Origin of the sequence: Enterobacter cloacae complex sp. 342H5 (assembly GCF_050030905.1) — a bacterium.
Taxonomy (GTDB): domain Bacteria; phylum Pseudomonadota; class Gammaproteobacteria; order Enterobacterales; family Enterobacteriaceae; genus Enterobacter; species Enterobacter intestinihominis.
The window spans coordinates 617,527-636,953 of sequence record NZ_JBLGVB010000001.1 but is presented as its reverse complement, the minus strand read 5'-3'; the positions used below and the strand labels follow the sequence as shown (position 1 = coordinate 636,953).

The window sequence follows — 19,427 nt, the reverse complement described above, 5'->3', positions numbered from 1 at the left end:
ATGGTATGCGAAGGTGGCGGAATTGGTAGACGCGCTAGCTTCAGGTGTTAGTGTCCTTACGGACGTGGGGGTTCAAGTCCCCCCCCTCGCACCATAAATCACGTTGATATTGCTCGCACTGGGCGAAGGTGGCGGAATTGGTAGACGCGCTAGCTTCAGGTGTTAGTGTCCTTAGGATGTGGGGGTTCGAGTCCCCCCCCTCGCACCAACGAGGCGATATCAAACCAGTAAGATGACTGTGCGAAGGTGGCGGAATTGGTAGACGCGCTAGCTTCAGGTGTTAGTGTCCTTACGGACGTGGGGGTTCAAGTCCCCCCCCTCGCACCAATTATCTTACATCCCTTCAGCAGTACCTCTTGTTTTTCCCTTTTATTTCAAACTCATCAGAATCACCAGCAGTCCACTGATTAGCGCAACGCATGATGGCAACAGCACGTAATGCCGTAACTGTTTGTGCCAGATCATCGCGGATGTCACCAGCAAGCCCGAAACAATCATTGCTTTCCAGACATCAATGGGAAGATCGGCAAACATCAGCCCACCGATAATGGAACCAGGCAGCAATATTCCCCACCCACTTCCCAGCGCTTTGCTCAACATGGTTTCACCTCTCGCACTGATAATGATAACCAGTATCATATGATAATAATTATCACTTGTCAGCATGCGACGTAAGAAATTGCGCCAGCAATTGCTTTCCCATAATGACAGAGAATGTGTAAGGTGATAAATTGCCCACCTGTTAACTTCCGATAACGTTTTTCTGATAATAAAAATTCAATTTTGTAGCGACCAATAATACATAACAACACCTTGCTCATTGTTTTAATTGAGTTTTAATAAAAACGCACGCATATGACATCACAATCCTGGCTGTCCTTAGTCAACAAGAAATATCAGCTTTCTTTACGTTTATTTTTATTTCTGAACGCTGCATCAGCATTGTTCTCGGTAACAAACCCTCTCTATTCCGTTCGTGTGTTATCAGTCCCCCTGTTTGCCGTATTGACTGCCAGCACTGGCTTACTTATCTGGCACTGGAAAAATAGCACGCGAAAAATAAATATCCCTGCTGTTTCAGCTATTTTTGGGTTTTTATGGGCATGGCAGATCGTCTCAAAATTTCTGTTAATAACGCACGATCACGCAACCTATTTAATGATGGCGCTATTAACAGTGCTTTTTATAGGGTCTCTGGCTTTCGCCAGTAATATTAAAGCCTTTACGTTACATTCATTTCCCGCTTTTATATCCTGCCTGTGGCTTAGCCCGTCCGAAAACTGGTTGAGAATGGCCTATTTTTTCGCGCTGCCGGTGGTCGCCATTGGTATCCATCATGTTCTTCAGCGGCGTAATGACCGTTTCGCCCAGGAGCTGCTTTCCGAACTGCTCGAAGAGCGTGAAACCCTGACCGATCTCAGCATGATGGACCCGCTCACCGGCCTATATAACCGTCGCGGGCTGCAAAGCCGGCTTGAGAACCTCCCCAGGCCTGACGCTGGCGAGCACTTTGTGCTGCTGATGGATATCGACCATTTCAAAGCCTACAACGATCATTACGGCCATATGATGGGCGATCAGGCCTTGATCAGGGTCTCGGCTGCGATCCGCGACGCCGTGCGCTCACGCGATGTTGTCGCCCGGTTTGGCGGGGAAGAATTTATGGTGCTGTTAAGTAACATCCCACTGGAGCAAGCGCGCCAGACAGCTGAACGCATACGTCAGAAGGTTTACGATCTCAAAATTCCCCACATGTTTAACGAAAGCGTCGCCACTAACGTGACCATCAGCATTGGCATAGCCATGTTCGAAGGTGAAGACGTTGATGGCGCACTGGCGAAAGCCGATAAAGCCCTCTATGAAGCCAAGCATATGGGACGCAACAGCATTCTGCTGAGCGACGAGCTTCATATCGCCTGAAACCGCCTTCACAGCGCCAGGATAAAACGCTTGCGCTCGGTTTTATCTATAGTTAGGATTGGCAATCATTATCATTTAGATTTGTAATCCACACTATGGCGACTCGTACCGCACACATCGTTGAGCCACTGCTCTGGCGAGCTCCACTCTCCGCCGGAGAAACGACGCTTGCGGATGCCATTCGGGAAAAAATCGCCGTAACACGCGCCCATCTGCTGGATTTCATCAAACTGGATGAAGCACCGCCGCATCATGCTCTGACGCTGACTCAGTGGCAACGACCTGCCGAGCTGCGGTCACTGCTGGCAACCTATTCCGACCATATTTATCGTAACCAACCGACGCTGGCGCGGGAAAATAAACCGCTGCTTTCCCTCTGGGCACAATGGTATATCGGGCTGATGGTGCCGCCTGTCATGCTGGCCCTGTTGACCCAGGAAACGATGCTCGATCTCTCGTCGGAACATTTCCACGTCGAATTCCATGAGACCGGACGCGCCGCCTGTTTCTGGATTGATGTACACGAAGATCCGAGCGCGAGTCACCTGTCAGCGCAGGCGCGTATGGAACGACTGATTACAAGAGCGCTGGTTCCGGTCATTGATGCGCTGGAAGCGACGGGGGAGATCAACGGCAAACTGATCTGGAGTAATACCGGGTATCTTATCCACTGGTATTTAACGGAGATGAAGCCGCTGCTCGGCGACGAGAAAGTGGATGCGCTGCGTCAGAGCTGTTTCTTTGCCAGACAGCTGTCGGATGGGCGGGATAACCCTCTTTACCGCACCGTGGTTCCGCGTGAGGGACTTCTGGTGCGTCGTACCTGCTGTCAGCGCTACCGTCTGCCGGATGTCCAGCAGTGCGGCGATTGCACGCTTAAGTAGTCTGGCCCTGCCTGAAACTCGCAGAGAGAGGGAGCAAACACTAAAAACGGCAACCTGCGTTGCCGTTTTGCTTTTATCTAGGCTACCTGCTGATTTTCCTCTTCCCCATTACGCTGTGCTTCTTCCGCTTCCTGCTGAAGCAACTGTTTCTCGTACACCTTGAAGAACGGGAAATAGATAATGGCGGAAACGCAGGCCAAAACCAGCACCAGAATGGCTGCACGGAAATCCCAGCCCAGCGCCCAGGCGGCACCAACCGGAGCCGGTGCCGTCCACGGCACAACGGAAATCACGCGGCCAATCAGATCAAACTTCATCGCTGCCCATGCCAGCACGGCATTGACCATCGGCGCCAGCAGGAAAGGAATAAAGAACACCGGGTTCATCACAATCGGCGTACCAAAAATCACCGGTTCATTGATATTGAAAATGCTTGGCACCACGCTCAGGCGTCCAATGGAGCGCAGGTGCGCGGAGCGGCTACGCAGGTAACAGAACACCAGCCCCATCGTCGCTCCTGACCCACCGATCACAATAAAGAACGTCCAGAAGGCTTCCATAAAGATGTGTGGTAAAGGCAGGCTCGCCGCCAGCGCGGTCTGGTTCGCCCCCAGGTTCGTCAGCCAGAACATTTGCAGCATACCCGAGACAATCGCTGCGCCGTGGATCCCGGCAAACCACAGCAGGTGGCCAATCAGCACCGCCAGCAGGATCGCTGGCAGCGAGTCCGCCGCAGAGACCAGCGGTTTGAATATCGACATGATGGCCTGTGGGATCAGCATACCGAACTGCGACTGGATCAACAGACTCAGCGGATAGAGCGTCAGCACCACCACCAGCACCGGGATCAGCAGGTCAAACGAGTTTTTGATCATCGGCGGAACCTGGTCTGGCAGGCGGATCCCGATATTGTGTGCTTTCAGGAAACGCATCATCTCAACGCAGTAAAGCGCCACCAGGATCGCGGTGAAAATCCCGGTGCCTCCAAGGCTATCAACCGGTAAGGCGCCTTTGGTTTTAGGCGCGGCGACCAGCAGGAACGCCATCAGCGACAGCATCGCGCACATGAACGGATCCAACTGATGGGTTTTAACGTAATGTTTGCCCAGGTTGTAGGCGATAGCCGCACAGATATAGAGGGACATCACCCCCATCGTCATATCAAACGGCGTCAGAATTTGACCTTCAAACTGCTTCGCCATATCCAGCCAGGCGCGAGCAAAGCCCCAGGTGGTATCTGGCGAAAAAGGTGGGTAAGCGAACACTAATAAAAACGACCCGACAATCATAAACGGCATTGCCGAGATGAACCCGTCACGAATCGCCATAACGTGACGCTGGGAAGAGATGCGCCCGGCAATAGGGCTGACATAATTTTCAACGAAGCGGAAAATCAGATTAAATGCAGCATGGTTGGCAGACATAGCAGATCTCCTGTCAGACGTTCGTTTCGGACGTTCTCACGTCACACGTTGTTCCATACATCAGCGTCACAACCTTGCCGGATCGTGTACCTGCGGTACTGCTCAAACGGAATGGTTTCATAATTAGCTCTTATTATTAGATACAGGGGAAGTTACACACTCAGTATTAATCTCTGCATCACGCTCTGCAACCGGTTACTGTAACCGGTTTCTGTGAATGTGAAGGCGATCCAGAAATCGCCCCTGACGGATATTTGTTACTTAAGGGATATTTACAGCGACTAAATTCTTATGACAGATTACGGAAGATATTTGTCAGGAGGAATCAATGAGTTTGCAGTCTGTACAGCAGTTTTTCGCCGAACACGCTCCGGATATAGAAATCATCGAGCTTAACCAAAGCACAGCGACTGTTGCCCTTGCTGCTGCCGCGCACAACGTTGAACCCGGCCAAATTGCCAAAACGCTGTCACTGAAAATTAAAAATGATGTGATTCTGGTGGTTGCAAAAGGCGATGCGCGTCTGGATAACAAAAAGCTCAAAGAGACATTCGGCGCAAAAGCCCGCATGCTCAGCTGCGATGAGGTAGTAACCCTGACGGGTCATCCTGTTGGCGGCGTCTGCCCTTTTGGACTGGAAAATCCGCTCTCTGTTTACTGTGACATCACTTTAAAACAGTACGCCGAAGTGTTACCCGCAGCGGGCGCCATCCACAGTGCGGTGCGTATATCGCCCGACAGAATGGCGGAACTGACCGCAGCGAAATGGGTTGATGTCTGTATTTGAACGTTGCGCCAGAAAAATTCTGGCGCATCACTTAACACTACAAGAAAGAAGGAACGGTGAGAGCGGAACGGCGTATTTCCCTGACCGGGAGATGCGCCAGGATATCTGCCGCATCCAGTAATCCCACATCAGAATTGACGCCCAGTTTTACCATTGCGTTAAACTTATGCGCCCGGATGGTTTTGATATTGCGTTCAAGCTGTGCCGCAATTTCAGGGATCGAAAAACCCGATGACATATATCGCAGAATCGCCCTTTCAGTTGGGCTTAGCATACGATGCTGGCTCACACACCAGTGATTGTACACGTTGTCGTTCACGTGATGCGTTTCGCTGAGTAATGTCTCCAGCCCCTCCATTAACTGCTTCAGCGGAACCGATTTACTGATAATTCCATGTAAGCGAGAAGGCGAAAGATGGCTGACCAGTCTCGCCTCCATTTCATCAGAGGCCAGCACGATACGCTTGACGTCGCTGTGGGTGAAGGTGAGATCCCGCAAACAGGCCAGACAGTTTCGCCGCTCCTCACGCTCATCGGACAATGAATAAATTACGGCAAAGAATGAGATTTCCGAGAGCGCCGCTTTGAAGTTGTCAAATCTGGCAAACAGGTGCACCTGGTAATGGCTCAGGGCGGGCATCGCAAAAAGATGCTTCAGCCCCATAGCGCTCATTGAGCAGCTTTCGATGACGGCGATATGTTTTGTTGCAGTGGTCTTTTCCATTCCTCAAACTCTCCATAAGCCGACATTAAACTGAGTTCTCGCATTCCCTGGGTACTGCTTATCCACGCGTACATATCGGCATTACTGCGAAGTGATAAGCGACGCATTGCACTGTTTTTCTGTGCACTGATCGTTTTATTACTTTTATTAAGTAGCGTGGCTATTTGGTTGATTCCCCAACCTTTACCTAACAAACGCAACACCTTGCGTTCAGAGTGGGTAAGCGCAATCATTTGCTCACTCTCCTCTTCAATATCAGGATTTTCCGGTATCAATAACGTCTGGCTTATTCGCTCGGCACGTTCACTCCCCGCGCGAATAGCGTTAATTACGCCTTCAATGGGTTCCATATCCGAAAGCAGCGTGCTTTCCGGACGCATAAGAAGCTCTACTGCAAGTGGATAAAGGGGGCGCGAAACGAGGAATATCCAGTGAATATCCCGGTACTGATTCATTAACCCATAATATTGCTCAAGCGTGCCGCGTGGATTACGATACTCACCCGAAATATCGGCAATAACGACCCCAGCGCGACGCAATTGTAATAACGTCAACTCCTGCATCGAACGGCAGTACGTTATCTCAAAATCGGGAAAATGACGCGACATGACGCCACCTAACCCATTTTGCATAACCGGTACTCTGCTGATCACCACTCCGTGTTTACCATTCAATGGCAACATAGACCCTCCCTGTCATGAATTCTTTATTTAAGAACGAACTAACCCTGCAAGGTTAAACACGTTTGCATTCCGAATTACAAACGGGTTAATACTCGCAAAATAGAACAAATATCACATGGGTTAAGAAACGCCCAATACAGGCCTAATATCGCATAAAGACCATTTAAATTTAATTCAAATTGCGTGAAAAGATCGAAAATATGAAATTAGAAATACTTAATATATTGTTTTTATAAATCCTAATTTCATATTCATTAAATAAATAACAATGCTATCTTTCCTCCGCCCCCATCGCGCCACTGATCGCACAAATGTTGATCTGGCCCAGCGCAAAGGGCCCTGCACTTTGTGTTAAAAGTAAGCAATCTCTCTTCTCTACAGGGCGTTTCATGCAGGCAGATCGGTCTACGCAACGTGCTACCACGCGGCTATGTATTCAGTGCGGGCTTTTTCTCTTACAGCACGGCGCAGAAAGCGCCCTCGTCGAAGAGCTCTCCACACGCCTTGGGCTGGCGCTGGGGATGGACAGCGTTGAGAGTTCCATCTCGTCAAATGCCATTGTGCTGACCACCATTAAAGACGGACAGTGCCTGACCTCCACCCGTAAAAATCATGACCGCGGCATTAACATGCACGTCGTGACGGAAGTGCAGCACATCGTGATCCTTGCTGAACACAAGCTGCTCGATCTCCGGGAGATAGAAAAACGTTTCAATCAAATCAAACCCCTCCGGTATCCGCGCTGGCTGGTTGTGCTGATGGTGGGACTGTCCTGCGCCTGCTTCTGCAAGCTCAACGCGGGCGGCTGGGACGGCGCTGTCGTGACCTTCTTTGCCAGCAGCATCGCAATGTATGTCCGCCAGCTGTTGACGCACAGACAGCTACATCCGCAAATTAACTTCTGCATCACGGCATTTGTGGCGACAACCGTATCCGGCCTGCTTTTGCGCCAGCCCTACTTCGCCAGCACGCCTACTGTTGCGATGGCCGCCAGCGTATTGCTGCTGGTGCCAGGTTTTCCCTTAATTAATGCCGTCGCTGATATGTTCAAAGGCCATATCAACACCGGTCTGGCGCGCTGGGCGATAGCCAGCCTGCTGACGCTGGCGACCTGTATCGGGGTGGTAATGGCCATGACACTCTGGGGGTTACGCGGATGGGCGTGATGGATTTTATGCTCGCACTGGCACAGGACATGCTCTTGTCTGCCCTTCCCGCCGTTGGTTTTGCGATGGTGTTTAACGTCCCACAGCGTGCATTACCCTGGTGTGCGCTGCTGGGTGCCATTGGCCACGGCTCTCGTATGATCATGATGACAGCGGGCTTTAATATTGAATGGTCGACGTTTATCGCCTCCATGCTGGTTGGCAGCATCGGTATTCAGTGGTCCCGCTGGTATCTGGCGCACCCGAAGGTATTCACCGTGGCGGCAGTGATTCCTATGTTCCCGGGCATTTCAGCCTATACGGCGATGATCTCCGCCGTCAAAATCAGCCATTTTGGCTACAGCGAACCCCAGATGATCCTGCTCCTGAGCAACTTCCTTAAAGCCTCGTCGATCGTGGGTGCGCTCTCCATCGGCCTGTCGATCCCCGGCTTATGGCTTTACCGCAAACGTCCACGCGTATAATAAAATCGCTTGCAATTGTATCGCGCACTATCTATATTCATTTCATGGATGCAAAAACGAACGACACCACCAACGCGCTTCTGCTGGATAACCAGCTCTGTTTTGCCCTCTATTCGGCAAATCTGGCGCTTAACAAGCTGTACCGGCAACTGCTGGCGCCGCTTAATCTGACCTACCCGCAATACCTGGTGATGCTGGTGCTGTGGGAACAGGATGATATTACGGTGTCAGACATTGGCGAGCGGCTGTTCCTGGATTCCGCCACGCTGACTCCCCTGCTGAAACGCCTGGAAAGCGCAGGATTGATCCTCCGCCAGCGTTCCCGTCAGGATGAGCGTCAGGTCGCCGTCACCCTGAGCGACGCGGGTCGGGCGCTGCAACAGCAGGCCGTGACGATACCCCACGCCGTGGGCTGTGCAGCGCAGTGTGATACCGACACCATGCTGGCGCTCAAGCAACAGCTCGAAAGTTTGCGCCAACAGCTGCATCGCGCGTAAGGCTGTACTTTACGCGTCTAATTTTAACTTAAAACATCGTGCGCTATTTAATAGCGCATACAAACGTAAGATGAGGAACCTGCCATGTCTTTAGAAAAAGTTGTCTACACTGCCAAAGCCAAAGCAACCGGAGGCCGTGATGGCCGCGCCACGTCTTCCGATGGCGTTCTGGATGTCAAACTGGGTGTGCCAAAAGAGATGGGCGGCATGGGGGGTGAAGTAACCAACCCTGAACAGCTGTTCGCTGCGGGCTATTCCGCCTGCTTCCTGGGCGCAATGAAGTTCGTTGCGGCACGCGATAAATTCGCTCTGCCAAAAGACGCCTTTATTGAAGGCGAAGTAGGGATCGGCCCGCTGCCAACCGGTTTTGGTATCGAAGCGAAGCTGAACATCCACGTTGAAGGGATGGACGCAGCGGAAGCCAAAAAACTGGTGGATGCGGCGCACATCGTCTGTCCGTACTCTAACGCGACGCGCGGCAATATCGACGTGACGCTGAACATCATCGCGTAACCAGCCCCTGTGATTTTAGCCCCGGTAAGCGTAACGCCACCGGGGAAATCCTCTCCTTTCCTCCCCTCTCTCTGTGCTACCATAACCCTCAATCACGCCCGTAGTAATCAGTTGAGAAAGTGTTATGTCCTCCAGAATTCTGACCACCAGCATTGCTGGCATTGATGCCTTTATGCGCGATCCTCGCGGTGTGTTGACGCACGCCGAAGGCGGCACGCTCGCGGTATTTGCCGACAACGCCCCGGCGTTTTATGCGGTCACGCCGGAGCGTCTGGCGCAGCTTCTGGAAATTGAAGAGAAGCTGTCGCGCCCGGCGAGCGATGTCATGCTGGATAATCAGTTTTTTGACGAACCCGCCAGCGCCCCGGTGGCCGTTCCAATGGGGAAATTTCCCATGTACGCCGGTTGGCAGCCGGACGCCGATTTTCAGCGGCAGGCGGCCTTATGGGGAATAGCCCTCTCGCAGCCCGCGACACCGGAAGAGCTGGCAGCCTTTACCGCATACTGGCAAGCTGAAGGAAAAGTCTTCCACCATGTTCAGTGGCAGCAAAAATTCGCGCGCAGTCTGCAAATCAACCGCGCCAGCAACAACGGCCAGCCAAAACGTGATATCAATGCTTTTTCAGAACCGGACAAAAAAATCCCTGATGGATTCCGAGGTGCGAAATGAAAAACGTCGGCGACCTGATGAAACGTTTGCAGAAGATGATGCCTGCCAACGTGAAGCCCGCCTTCACCACCGGTGAAGAGCTGCTGGCATGGCAAAAAGAGCAGGGTAAAATTCGCGCGGCTGCCCTCGCCCGCGAAAACCGCGCGATGAAAATGCAGCGCACCTTTAACCGCTCGGGCATTCGCCCTCTGCACCAGAACTGCTCCTTCGAGAATTATAAGGTCGAGTCTCAGGGGCAGATGAATGCCCTTAACCAGGCGCGCCAGTACGTGGATGAATTTGACGGCAACATCGCCAGCTTCATCTTTAGCGGAAAACCCGGCACCGGGAAAAATCACCTCGCCGCCGCTATCTGCAACGAGCTGCTGCTGCGCGGGAAGTCAGTGCTGATTATCACCGTGGCCGATATTATGTCCGCCATGAAAGACACCTTCAGTAATCGCGAAACCAGCGAAGAACAGTTGCTGAATGATTTAAGTAACGTGGATTTGCTGGTCATCGACGAGATCGGTGTCCAGACGGAGTCCCGCTACGAAAAAGTGATCATCAACCAGATTGTCGATCGCCGTTCGTCGTCAAAACGCCCAACCGGTATGTTGACGAACCACAATATCGACGAGATGACCCGACTTCTTGGCGAGCGGGTGATGGATCGCATGAAGCTGGGTAACAGCCTGTACGTCATCTTCGACTGGGACAGCTACCGCAGCCGCGTCACCGGCAAAGAGTATTAAGATATTTCCAGGGAGCGCCGGAAGAGCAGAGGTATATACTGAACCCACTTCTGGCCCAAAACGGACCTTGTTGAGTAAATCATTATGAAAAAACAATTTCTTATCAGCATCCTTACTGGCGCCCTGCTGGTGACTGGCGCAGCGCAGGCCGCATCATGGCAGGAGTCGCTCTCCAGCGCAGCAAGTGAGTTAACCAAAGAGAGCGGCACGTCCCAGGGCGGGCTGTCAGCCTCGTCCCTCACCGGCCTGCTGGGCAACAGCTCCCAAAGCCTGAGTGCCGGAACGATGAACAACGCCGCAGGTATTCTGGAATACTGCGCGAAGCAGAAACTGGCTTCCGTCACCGATACCGAAAACATCAAAAACCAGGTGTTGGGTAAACTGGGTCTGGACACCCAGGAGCAGAAAGCGGACACCAACTATATGGACGGTATTCAGGGCCTGCTGAACGCGCAAAATGGTCAGCAGCTGAACCTCAGCACCCTTGGAAATTCATCTCTGGCGAAACAGGTGAAAACGAAAGCCTGCGATCTGGTGCTGAAACAAGGCGTTAATTTCCTCTCCTGATCGTCCCCCTTTTTCTGCCACAACACGCCGCGTTTATTACATTAGTCTTATACCGCGGCGTGAAGTGCGTTTTTTTACCCCCTGCCACCACCTCAGCCTCCGTATGCCACGATGCGACTGTATTCAAAAATCCGATTTTATAAACCAAATCCTAACAACAGCACACTTTCGTGACACTAAAATTGCAGCTAAGCGACATCGCAATTACATTGTATTACCCAAAAAATAAGCAATTAGCCGGCTAAGCGTTCGGCATGATGAGGATCTGCTGTTGTCAGAGTTAATGTCCCTTATCCTTTTCCTGGCTTCCATCGGCGTTTATGCCTGGAAAGCCGGTCGTCACACCTGGTGGTTTGTGGCCACCCTGGTGGTGCTCGGTATTTTTATTGTTTTAAACATTACGTTATATGCCAGCGATTACTTTACCGGCGACGGTATTAACGACGCGGTGCTCTACACGTTGACCAACAGCCTGACCGGCGCTGGTGTGGGTAAGTACATCCTTCCGGGTCTGGGGCTGGTGGTCGCCCTTGTGGGTATCTTCGCCGCGCTGGCCTGGGTTCTGCGCCGTCGCCGTCACCGTCCGCATCATCATGGCTACAGCCTGCTGGCGCTGTGCCTGGCGCTGGCCTCCGTGGATGCCAGCCCGGCCTTCCATCAAATTACCGAGCTGGTAAAATCCCAGTCGGGCGATGGTGACCCGGACTTTGCGGCCTATTACAAAGAACCCTCGAAGAAGATCGACAATCCCAGACTCAACCTGGTCTATATCTACGGCGAAAGTCTGGAACGCACCTGGTTTGACAACGATGCTTTCCCGAACCTGACGCCAGAGCTTGGCGCGCTGAAAAACCAGGGCCTCGACTTCAGCCACACCGTGCAGCTGCCCGGCACGGATTACACCATCGCCGGGATGGTGGCCTCCCAGTGCGGCATTCCGCTGTTCGCCCCGTTTGAAGGCAACGCCTCCGCCTCAATGTCGAGCTTCTTCCCGCAGAACATTTGCCTCGGCGATATCCTGAAAAACTCGGGCTATGAAAACTACTTTATGCAGGGCGCAAACCTGCGCTTTGCCGGGAAAGATGTGTTCCTGAGATCCCACGGTTTCGATCACCTGTATGGTTCCGAAGAGCTGAAAACCACGGTGGCCGATCCAGCCTACCGCAACGACTGGGGCTTTTACGACGATACCGTTCTGGATGAAACCTGGAAGAAATTCGAGGAGCTTTCCCGCGCCGGTAAACGCTTCTCGCTGTTTGCGTTGACCGTCGACACGCATCATCCGGATGGTTTCGTCTCACGCACCTGTAAACGTCGGGGCTACGACATTGACGGTAAAAACAACAAGTCGTTCAGCGCTGTGACCTGTAGCCAGGAACATATCGCGGCGTTAATCGAGAAAATCAAAGCGTCGCCGTATTTCAAAAATACGGTCATCGTCGTTTCATCTGACCATCTGGCGATGAAAAACAGCGCCTGGGATGAGCTGAATAAGCTGGATCGCAGCAACCTGTTCTTTGTGCTGCGCGGCGATAAACCGCAGCAGGAGATCATTGCCGCTAAACGTAACTCGATGGATAACGGCGCTACCGTGCTGGATATTCTGGGTGGCGATAACTTCATTGGCCTGGGCCGCAGTACGTTGTCGGGCCAGTCCCTGTCGGAAATCTTCCTCAACATGAAGGAAAAAATCCTCGCCTGGAAGCCGGATATCATTCGCCTGTGGAACTTCCCGAAAGAGATAAACGACTTCACCATCGATCAGGATAAAAAAATGATCGCGTTCTCCGGCAGCCATTTCCGCCTGCCTCTGCTGCTGCGCGTGTCGGATAACCGCGTCGAGCCGCTGCCGGAAAGCGAATACTCCGCGCCACTGCGCTTCCAGCTGGCGGAATTCGCCCCGCGCGATAATTTCGTCTGGGTCGATAAATGCTACAAAATGGGCCAGCTCTGGTCACAAGAGCTGTCACTGTCCACCGACTGGTGCGTCTCACAGGGGCAACTCGGCGGCGAGCAGACCGTGCAACACGTTGATAAACCGCAGTGGCAGGGGAAAACCGCGTTTAAAGATACGGTTATTGATACCGCACGCTATCAGCGCAACGTAGACCTGCTGAAAATCGTCGACAACGACATTCGTTATAAAGCTGACAGCTTTATTTTTAACGTTGCCGGCGCGCCTGAAGAGGTGAAGCAGTTCAGCGGTATTTCACGTCCCGAATCCTGGGGGCGCTGGTCTAACGCGCAGTTAGGTGATGAGGTGAAAATTGAGTATACCCATCCGCTGCCGGAGAAATTCGATCTGGTGATCACCGCCAGGGCATTTGGTCCCAACGCAAACCGTCCTGTGCCGGTGCGCGTCGGCGATAAAGAACAGATGCTGACGCTGAGCAATGATGTCACCACCAGCACGCTGCATTTCGTTAACCCCACGCGCAGCAATACGCTGGTCATTGTGCCGCCCGAGCCGCAGTCCACTAACGAAGGGAATATTCTCGGTCACGCTCCGCGCAAGCTGGGAATCGGCATGGTGGAGATTAAAATTGTGAGCAGCGCTGGCTGATGACGGCGTTCACCCTTCGCCCGACGTGCATCGACGACGTCGCTGCCCTGCCCGCCATCGAACGCGCGGCGGGGCAGCGATTTCGCGACGTTCCTGAGCTGGCCTGGCTGGCAGACAGCGAGGTTATTTCCGTTGAAGATCACCTCGGTTACGCCGGACGCGGATTAAGCTGGCTGGCGCTGGCTGACGACAGGCCCGTGGGCTTTATTCTCGCCGAAGCCGAGCCATCTTCGCTGTTTATTGTGGAACTTTCGGTTCATCTGGACTGGCAGGGACGAGGTCTCGGACGCCGGTTGATTAACCGTGTCGCAGAGCATGCCCGCACGCTGGGGCTAACCTCGCTGACGTTAACGACGTTTCGTGATGTCCCGTGGAACGCGCCCTACTACAGGCGATTAGGGTTTGAAATGATGACGACGCTGACGCCGGAAATGCGCCGGAAACGTGAAGAAGAGACGGCGCACGGTTTAGCGTATGGTTCCCGCTGCGCCATGCGCCTGCCTCTGTAAAATCGCCCGGTGGCGCTGCGCTTACCGGGCCTACAAAACCCAATTCCGCAGCCGCCACCCGGCAAAACCCACAATCCGTAGGCCGGGTAAGGCGCAGCCGCCACCCGGCAAAACGCACAACGTCAGAACGTTTCCCAGTTATCGCCCGCATCTGCGGTCGCCGGTTTACGCGCCACTACCGGTGCGGCAACGCTTTTCGCGGAGGCGAACTCGCGCGCCTTCATCTGTTCCTGCTGAATACGGAACACCGCAACGGCCTGCGTCAGACGGCTCGCCTGCTCTTCCAGTGCCGCCGCGGCCGCCGCAGACTCTTCCACCAGCGAGGCGTTCTGCTGGGTCACGCGATCCATCTCAGCCACCGCCAGCCCCACCTGGTCGATACCGCGGCTCTGCTCATCAGACGCAGACGCGATTTCGCCCATGATGTCCGTCACGCGCGTTACCGCATTCACGATCTCACCCATGGTTTCACCGGCGCTTTCTACCAGCGTTGAACCCAACTCCACGCGCCCCACGGAGTCTTCAATCAGGCTCTTGATCTCGCGAGCCGCCTGGGCGCTGCGCTGCGCCAGGTTTCGTACTTCACCTGCAACCACCGCAAAGCCGCGGCCCTGCTCGCCCGCACGTGCCGCTTCTACCGCCGCGTTCAGCGCCAGAATATTAGTCTGGAAAGCAATCCCGTCGATCACGCTGATAATATCGGCGATTTTCTGCGAACTGCCGGCGATGTCGCGCATGGTCTGCACCACGTTATCCACCACTTTCCCGCCTTTCTGCGCGGTTTCAGACGCGCTCAGGGCCAGGTTGCTCGCCTGACGGGCATTCTCGGCGTTTTGTTTCACGGTGGCGGTCAGCTGTTCCATACTGGCGGCGGTCTCTTCCAGAGAGGCAGCCTGCTGCTCGGTACGGGATGAGAGATCGTTATTGCCCATCGAGATTTCGCTCGCACCGCTGTAAATGGCGTTTGCGCCGTTACGCACGTCACCCACGGTGCGCACCAGCTCGCCCTGCATATGGCGCAGGGAGTCAGCCAGTTCACCCATCTCGTTGGAGCCTTCCACGTCGATGCGCTTCACCAGGTCGCCGCTGGCGATATGACGAATGCTGTCAATCAGACGGTTCAGCGGCGAAATCAGTGCCTGACGAATACCCAGCCAGACGGCAACAATCACCACCAGCACCGCAGCCAGCACGCTAATCAGCACCCAGATAGCCTGGCGGTAAGAGCTGTTGCTGTCTTCAACCGCGGTCTGATAGAGCGCGTCGTTTTGTTGCAGGTAGCTGACGTACTGCTTCTCAAAGCCATCCTGATAGCTCTGGGTCGGCTGGTCGAAGAACTCGTTGATCTTGCCCGCCCCCAGCAGCTGGATCAGCTCGGCCAGCGCGCCGTGGTAGATATCGTAATTACGTTTGATTTCCAGTGCCGCAGCGTCGCTCTGACGCGGGTCACGCGGAAGTGCTTCGTAATCCGCCCAGTTTTTTTCCGCCTGTTTCAGAGACGCAGAGGCTATCTGCATCAGCTCGGCGACGGTTGAGCCGCTGCCGATATTGTTCTGATCCATCATGTAGCGGATACCCGCGCGGTTCAGGGTGTTACGGGTTTGCAGCAGCGCCACCCAGCTACCGTTCAGGGTGGATTGTTGCTGGCGAATGGTTTGCAGAATGGTGAAATTCTCTTTGTCATGCTTCAGGGCATTGAAGAAAAGACCACCGGATGTGAGTTGTAAAAGGCCAAATATCGCTAAAACCAGCAGTAAGCTGGTGACAATCTTGATACGATTTAACATGTTTTCTCTTTCCTCAGACAGATACAGAATTTTCGGCCTGGAAAGGGAAAACTTTACGAAAATCATCCTGGATTTTAGGGTTTTTACTCTTCGTCCCGCGCGGCAATATGTCGGTTTCCGAGTTCAATAAACTCTTCCAGCAGCGCCGTGAGCTGCTTCATCTTCTCCGGGGTATATTCCGCCTCAATCTGCTGGTACGCCTCTTCCACCTGAGCCTGAGCACGCTGGTACAGCGCGTTGCCTTCTTTCGTCAGCGATACGTACAGCTTGCGCTGGTCATTCACCGGCTTTAAGCGCAGCACCAGACCGTCGCGCTCCATCCGCGTCAGAATGCCGGTCAGGCTTGGGCGCAAAATGCAGGTGCGGAACGCCAGATCGTGAAAATCCATGGAGGGATGCTCGGCCAGCACGCGGACGATACGCCACTGCTGTTCGGTCAGATTATGCCGTTTCACTATCGGGCGGAAGTAGCCCATCGCCGCTTCACGCGCCTGCAACAGCGCGATGGTTAATGAGTCATGCATCACCTTCCCCTTACATCATTAACAAGTAAACAATTTAAAACAGATGCTTTTATAGACAACACGTTGTAACCCAAAAAGTCTAACAGAAACAACGTAATTTTCTTAAGCAATTGATTTAAATAATAATTAACCCATTAGTGTAAATTTATTGTTATTCATATCACAAATTATTCACTTCTGATTGCGAAACGAACAGCAAAAGCATAAAACCAGATCATTAACATATTAATGAAATCAAAACTGGACAGTCGGTTTGAGGAGTATGGGAATGAAAGGTACTGTTTTTGCCGTAGCGCTAAACCACCAAAGCCAGCGTGCGGCCTGGGCTGAGGCGTTTGAAAAAGCCCCCTATAACGCGCCGCCAAAAACGGCGGTGTGGTTTATCAAGCCACATAACACCGTTATTCGCGCAGGCGAGCCGATTCCCTTCCCGCAGGGAGAAACCGTGTTAAGCGGCGCAACGGTGGCGCTGGTGGTGGGCAAAACCGCCAGCAAAGTACGCGTTGAAGAGGCGGCGGCGTACATCGCTGGCTACGCGCTGGCCAACGAAATCAGCCTGCCGGAAGAGAGCTTCTACCGCCCGGCTATTAAAGCCAAATGCCGGGATGGATTTTGCCCGCTCGGCGAACCTGTCGCCGTTGATAACGTGGACAACCTGACCATCATCACCGAGATCAACGGTCGCGAAGCGGACCACTGGAACACGGCCGATCTGCACCGCAACGCCGCCGAACTGCTGAGCGCCCTGAGCGAATTTGCCACCCTGAACCCCGGCGATGCGATATTGCTCGGTACCCCGCAAAGCCGCGTCGAAATTCGCCCGGGCGATCGGGTACGCATTCTGGCAGAGGGATTTCCGCCGCTGGAAAACCCGGTGGTGGAGGAACGCGACGTTACCATCGCTTCGCGCACGCCGCCGCACGCCACGCTGTTCGCGCTCGGCCTGAACTACGCCGATCACGCCAGCGAGCTGGACTTCAAACCGCCCACCGAGCCGCTGGTGTTTATCAAAGCGCCGAACACCTTTAACGGCGACAACCAGACCTCGGTGCGCCCAAACAACATTGAATACATGCATTACGAAGCCGAGCTGGTGGTGGTCATCGGTAAAACCGCGCGTAAGGTCAGCGAAGCCGAGGCGATGGACTATGTTGCGGGCTACACGGTGTGCAACGACTACGCCATCCGCGATTATCTCGAAAACTACTATCGCCCGAACCTGCGGGTGAAAAGCCGCGACGGGCTGACCCCCATCAGCCCGAACGTAGTGCCAAAAGAAGCCATCCCTGACCCGCACAACCTTCGTCTTCACACCTACGTCAACGGTGAACTGCGTCAGGAAGGCACCACCGCCGATCTCATTTTCAGCATCCCATTCCTGATTGCGTATCTGAGCGATTTCATGACCCTGCAACCGGGCGACATGATTGCCACCGGCACGCCGAAGGGGCTGTCCGACGTGGTGCCGGGCGATGAGGTGGTAGTGGAAGTGGAAGGCGTAGGCCGCCTGGTAAACCGAATTGTCAGTGAGGATACTGCAAAATGAAAAAGATTAACCACTGGATCAACGGGAAAAACGTCGCCGGAAGTGAGTACTTCCAAACCACTAATCCGGCCTCCGGCGAGGTGCTGGCAGAAGTGGCCTCCGGCGGCGAAGCCGAAATCCATCAGGCCGTTGCCGCCGCCAAAGAGGCGTTCCCGAAATGGGCCAACCTGCCGATGAAGGAGCGTGCGCGCCTGATGCGTCGCCTGGGGGATCTGATTGACCAGAACGTGCCGGACATTGCCGCGATGGAGACCGCCGACACCGGCCTGCCGATCCACCAGACCAAAAACGTGCTCATTCCACGCGCCTCGCACAACTTCGAGTTCTTCGCCGAGGTGTGCCAGCAGATGAACGGTAAAACCTACCCGGTCGATGACAAGATGCTCAATTACACCCTCGTGCAGCCGGTGGGCGTCTGCGCGCTGGTGTCGCCGTGGAACGTGCCGTTTATGACCGCCACCTGGAAGGTCGCGCCGTGCCTGGCGCTGGGTAACACCGCGGTGCTAAAGATGTCCGAGCTCTCCCCGCTTACCGCCGACCGTCTGGGCGAGCTGGCGCTGGAGGCGGGCATTCCGGCGGGCGTGCTGAACGTAGTGCAGGGCTATGGCGCCACGGCGGGCGACGCGCTGGTGCGTCATCATGACGTGCGCGCCGTCTCCTTCACCGGCGGCACCGCCACCGGGCGTAACATCATGAAAAACGCCGGGCTGAAGAAGTATTCCATGGAGCTGGGCGGCAAATCTCCGGTGCTGATATTTGAAGACGCCGACATCGAGCGCGCGCTGGACGCCGCCCTGTTCACCATCTTCTCCATCAACGGCGAACGCTGCACCGCCGGCTCGCGCATCTTCATCCAGCAGAGCATCTACCCGGAGTTCGTCAAACGCTTTGCCGAGCGCGCCAGCCGCCTGCGCGTGGGCGACCCGACCGATCCGAACACCCAGATTGGCGCGCTGATCAGCAAGCAGCACTGGGAGAAGGTCTCCGGCTACATCCGCCTCGGCATTGAAGAGGGGGCAACCCTGCTGGCGGGCGGCCCGGACAAACCGACCGATCTGCCTGCGCACCTGAAAGGCGGCAATTTCCTGCGCCCGACCGTGCTGGCCGATGTCGATAACCGCATGCGCGTGGCGCAGGAGGAGATCTTCGGGCCGGTGGCCTGCCTGCTGCCGTTTAAGGATGAAGCGGAAGGCCTGCGCCTGGCAAACGACGTGGAGTATGGCCTGGCGTCGTACATCTGGACGCAGGACGTCAGCAAAGTGCTGCGTCTGGCGCGCAACATCGAAGCGGGCATGGTGTTCGTCAACACCCAGAACGTGCGCGACCTGCGCCAGCCGTTTGGCGGCGTGAAGGCCTCAGGCACCGGGCGTGAGGGCGGCGAGTACAGCTTTGAGGTCTTCGCGGAGATGAAAAACGTCTGTATCTCCATGGGCGACCATCCGATTCCAAAATGGGGGATCTGATC

The 19,427-nt window shown here is 54.3% G+C and carries 20 protein-coding genes and 3 tRNA genes; 17 read left to right on the top strand and 6 right to left on the bottom strand.

The annotated features are described in order from the left end of the window. Positions 1-7: 7 nt before the first annotated feature. The 3 genes from ACQG03_RS03140 to ACQG03_RS03130 all read left to right on the top strand — a co-directional run bounded on the left by ACQG03_RS03140 (position 8) and on the right by ACQG03_RS03130 (position 327). Positions 8-94 (top strand) — tRNA-Leu (locus tag ACQG03_RS03140). Positions 95-122: 28 nt separating this feature from the next. Next, positions 123-208, top strand: a tRNA-Leu gene (locus ACQG03_RS03135). A 32-nt stretch (positions 209-240) separates the two neighbouring features. Continuing rightward, a tRNA-Leu gene (locus ACQG03_RS03130) sits at positions 241-327 on the top strand. 42 nt (positions 328-369) lie between these two features. Here ACQG03_RS03130 and ACQG03_RS03125 read toward each other — a convergent pair. Further along, positions 370-639, bottom strand: a complete 270-nt coding sequence (locus tag ACQG03_RS03125) for a DUF1435 domain-containing protein (protein WP_026080652.1) — start codon at positions 637-639, stop codon at positions 370-372. Positions 640-855: 216 nt separating this feature from the next. On the opposite strand from ACQG03_RS03125, the gene ACQG03_RS03120 reads away from it, so the two are divergent. Next, the gene (locus tag ACQG03_RS03120) at positions 856-1,920 is read left to right on the top strand and encodes a GGDEF domain-containing protein (RefSeq protein WP_023305406.1); all 1,065 of its coding nucleotides are present in this window, start codon (positions 856-858) and stop codon (positions 1,918-1,920) included. Positions 1,921-2,015: 95 nt separating this feature from the next. After that, positions 2,016-2,804 carry a siderophore-iron reductase FhuF gene (fhuF, locus tag ACQG03_RS03115; protein WP_022646974.1) on the top strand — a complete coding sequence of 263 codons (789 nt, stop codon included), beginning with the start codon at positions 2,016-2,018 and terminating at the stop codon, positions 2,802-2,804. Positions 2,805-2,881: 77 nt separating this feature from the next. Here fhuF and ACQG03_RS03110 read toward each other — a convergent pair whose 3' ends face one another. After that, positions 2,882-4,228 carry a PTS sugar transporter subunit IIC gene (locus ACQG03_RS03110; RefSeq protein WP_063163159.1) on the bottom strand — a complete coding sequence of 449 codons (1,347 nt, stop codon included), beginning with the start codon at positions 4,226-4,228 and terminating at the stop codon, positions 2,882-2,884. A gap of 328 nt (positions 4,229-4,556) precedes the next feature. Between ACQG03_RS03110 and ACQG03_RS03105 the strand changes: the two genes are divergently transcribed. Further along, a complete protein-coding gene (locus tag ACQG03_RS03105) occupies positions 4,557-5,015 on the top strand; it encodes a YbaK/EbsC family protein (RefSeq protein ID WP_022646971.1) in 459 nt (152 codons plus the stop codon). Between the two features lie 37 nt (positions 5,016-5,052). On the opposite strand, the gene bglJ is transcribed toward ACQG03_RS03105, so the two are convergent. Both bglJ and ACQG03_RS03095 read right to left on the bottom strand, forming a co-directional pair. Next, complete coding sequence (gene bglJ, locus ACQG03_RS03100; RefSeq protein WP_063163160.1) at positions 5,053-5,688, bottom strand: DNA-binding transcriptional activator BglJ; 636 nt, start codon at positions 5,686-5,688, stop codon at positions 5,053-5,055. Continuing rightward, positions 5,685-6,422 carry a helix-turn-helix transcriptional regulator gene (locus tag ACQG03_RS03095; RefSeq protein ID WP_022646969.1) on the bottom strand — a complete coding sequence of 246 codons (738 nt, stop codon included), beginning with the start codon at positions 6,420-6,422 and terminating at the stop codon, positions 5,685-5,687. The genes bglJ and ACQG03_RS03095 overlap by 4 nt, the downstream gene beginning before the upstream one ends. A 389-nt stretch (positions 6,423-6,811) precedes the next feature. On the opposite strand from ACQG03_RS03095, the gene ACQG03_RS03090 reads away from it, so the two are divergent. From ACQG03_RS03090 to ACQG03_RS03050, 9 genes are all read left to right on the top strand, one after another. After that, positions 6,812-7,588, top strand: a complete 777-nt coding sequence (locus tag ACQG03_RS03090) for a threonine/serine ThrE exporter family protein (protein WP_017383842.1) — start codon at positions 6,812-6,814, stop codon at positions 7,586-7,588. Then, positions 7,579-8,052: a threonine/serine exporter gene (locus ACQG03_RS03085; protein WP_032621429.1), complete on the top strand. Its 474-nt coding sequence runs from the start codon at positions 7,579-7,581 to the stop codon at positions 8,050-8,052. The genes ACQG03_RS03090 and ACQG03_RS03085 overlap by 10 nt, the downstream gene beginning before the upstream one ends. Before the next feature lie 44 nt (positions 8,053-8,096). Continuing rightward, positions 8,097-8,549 carry a MarR family winged helix-turn-helix transcriptional regulator gene (locus ACQG03_RS03080; RefSeq protein ID WP_022646966.1) on the top strand — a complete coding sequence of 151 codons (453 nt, stop codon included), beginning with the start codon at positions 8,097-8,099 and terminating at the stop codon, positions 8,547-8,549. A gap of 84 nt (positions 8,550-8,633) precedes the next feature. Next, positions 8,634-9,062 (top strand): organic hydroperoxide resistance protein, encoded by a 429-nt coding sequence (locus tag ACQG03_RS03075; RefSeq protein ID WP_003856578.1) that lies wholly within the window; start codon positions 8,634-8,636, stop codon positions 9,060-9,062. Positions 9,063-9,186: 124 nt separating this feature from the next. Further along, entirely contained in the window at positions 9,187-9,732 is a 546-nt protein-coding gene (dnaT, locus tag ACQG03_RS03070; protein WP_023299265.1) for a primosomal protein DnaT, read from the top strand. Next, entirely contained in the window at positions 9,729-10,466 is a 738-nt protein-coding gene (dnaC, locus tag ACQG03_RS03065) for a DNA replication protein DnaC (RefSeq protein ID WP_003856580.1), read from the top strand. The genes dnaT and dnaC overlap by 4 nt, the downstream gene beginning before the upstream one ends. 84 nt (positions 10,467-10,550) lie before the next feature. After that, a complete protein-coding gene (locus ACQG03_RS03060) occupies positions 10,551-11,033 on the top strand; it encodes a DUF2501 domain-containing protein (protein WP_022646964.1) in 483 nt (160 codons plus the stop codon). A 271-nt stretch (positions 11,034-11,304) separates the two neighbouring features. After that, on the top strand, positions 11,305-13,596 hold the full coding sequence (gene opgB / locus ACQG03_RS03055; RefSeq protein WP_063163161.1) for a phosphatidylglycerol--membrane-oligosaccharide glycerophosphotransferase: 2,292 nt from the start codon (positions 11,305-11,307) through the stop codon (positions 13,594-13,596). Further along, on the top strand, positions 13,596-14,105 hold the full coding sequence (locus tag ACQG03_RS03050; RefSeq protein ID WP_063163162.1) for a GNAT family N-acetyltransferase: 510 nt from the start codon (positions 13,596-13,598) through the stop codon (positions 14,103-14,105). The genes opgB and ACQG03_RS03050 overlap by 1 nt, the downstream gene beginning before the upstream one ends. A 122-nt stretch (positions 14,106-14,227) precedes the next feature. Here ACQG03_RS03050 and tsr read toward each other — a convergent pair whose 3' ends face one another. Together tsr and hpaR are read right to left on the bottom strand one after the other, a co-directional pair. Beyond that, on the bottom strand, positions 14,228-15,892 hold the full coding sequence (gene tsr, locus ACQG03_RS03045) for a methyl-accepting chemotaxis protein (protein ID WP_023305399.1): 1,665 nt from the start codon (positions 15,890-15,892) through the stop codon (positions 14,228-14,230). A gap of 83 nt (positions 15,893-15,975) precedes the next feature. After that, complete coding sequence (hpaR, locus tag ACQG03_RS03040; protein ID WP_006810239.1) at positions 15,976-16,416, bottom strand: homoprotocatechuate degradation operon regulator HpaR; 441 nt, start codon at positions 16,414-16,416, stop codon at positions 15,976-15,978. A 268-nt stretch (positions 16,417-16,684) separates the two neighbouring features. Between hpaR and hpaG the strand changes: the two genes are divergently transcribed. Together hpaG and hpaE are read left to right on the top strand one after the other, a co-directional pair. Further along, on the top strand, positions 16,685-17,962 hold the full coding sequence (hpaG, locus tag ACQG03_RS03035; RefSeq protein ID WP_063163163.1) for a 4-hydroxyphenylacetate degradation bifunctional isomerase/decarboxylase: 1,278 nt from the start codon (positions 16,685-16,687) through the stop codon (positions 17,960-17,962). Next, entirely contained in the window at positions 17,959-19,425 is a 1,467-nt protein-coding gene (gene hpaE, locus ACQG03_RS03030) for a 5-carboxymethyl-2-hydroxymuconate semialdehyde dehydrogenase (RefSeq protein ID WP_022646959.1), read from the top strand. The genes hpaG and hpaE overlap by 4 nt, the downstream gene beginning before the upstream one ends. The last annotated feature ends 2 nt before the right edge of the window (positions 19,426-19,427 follow it).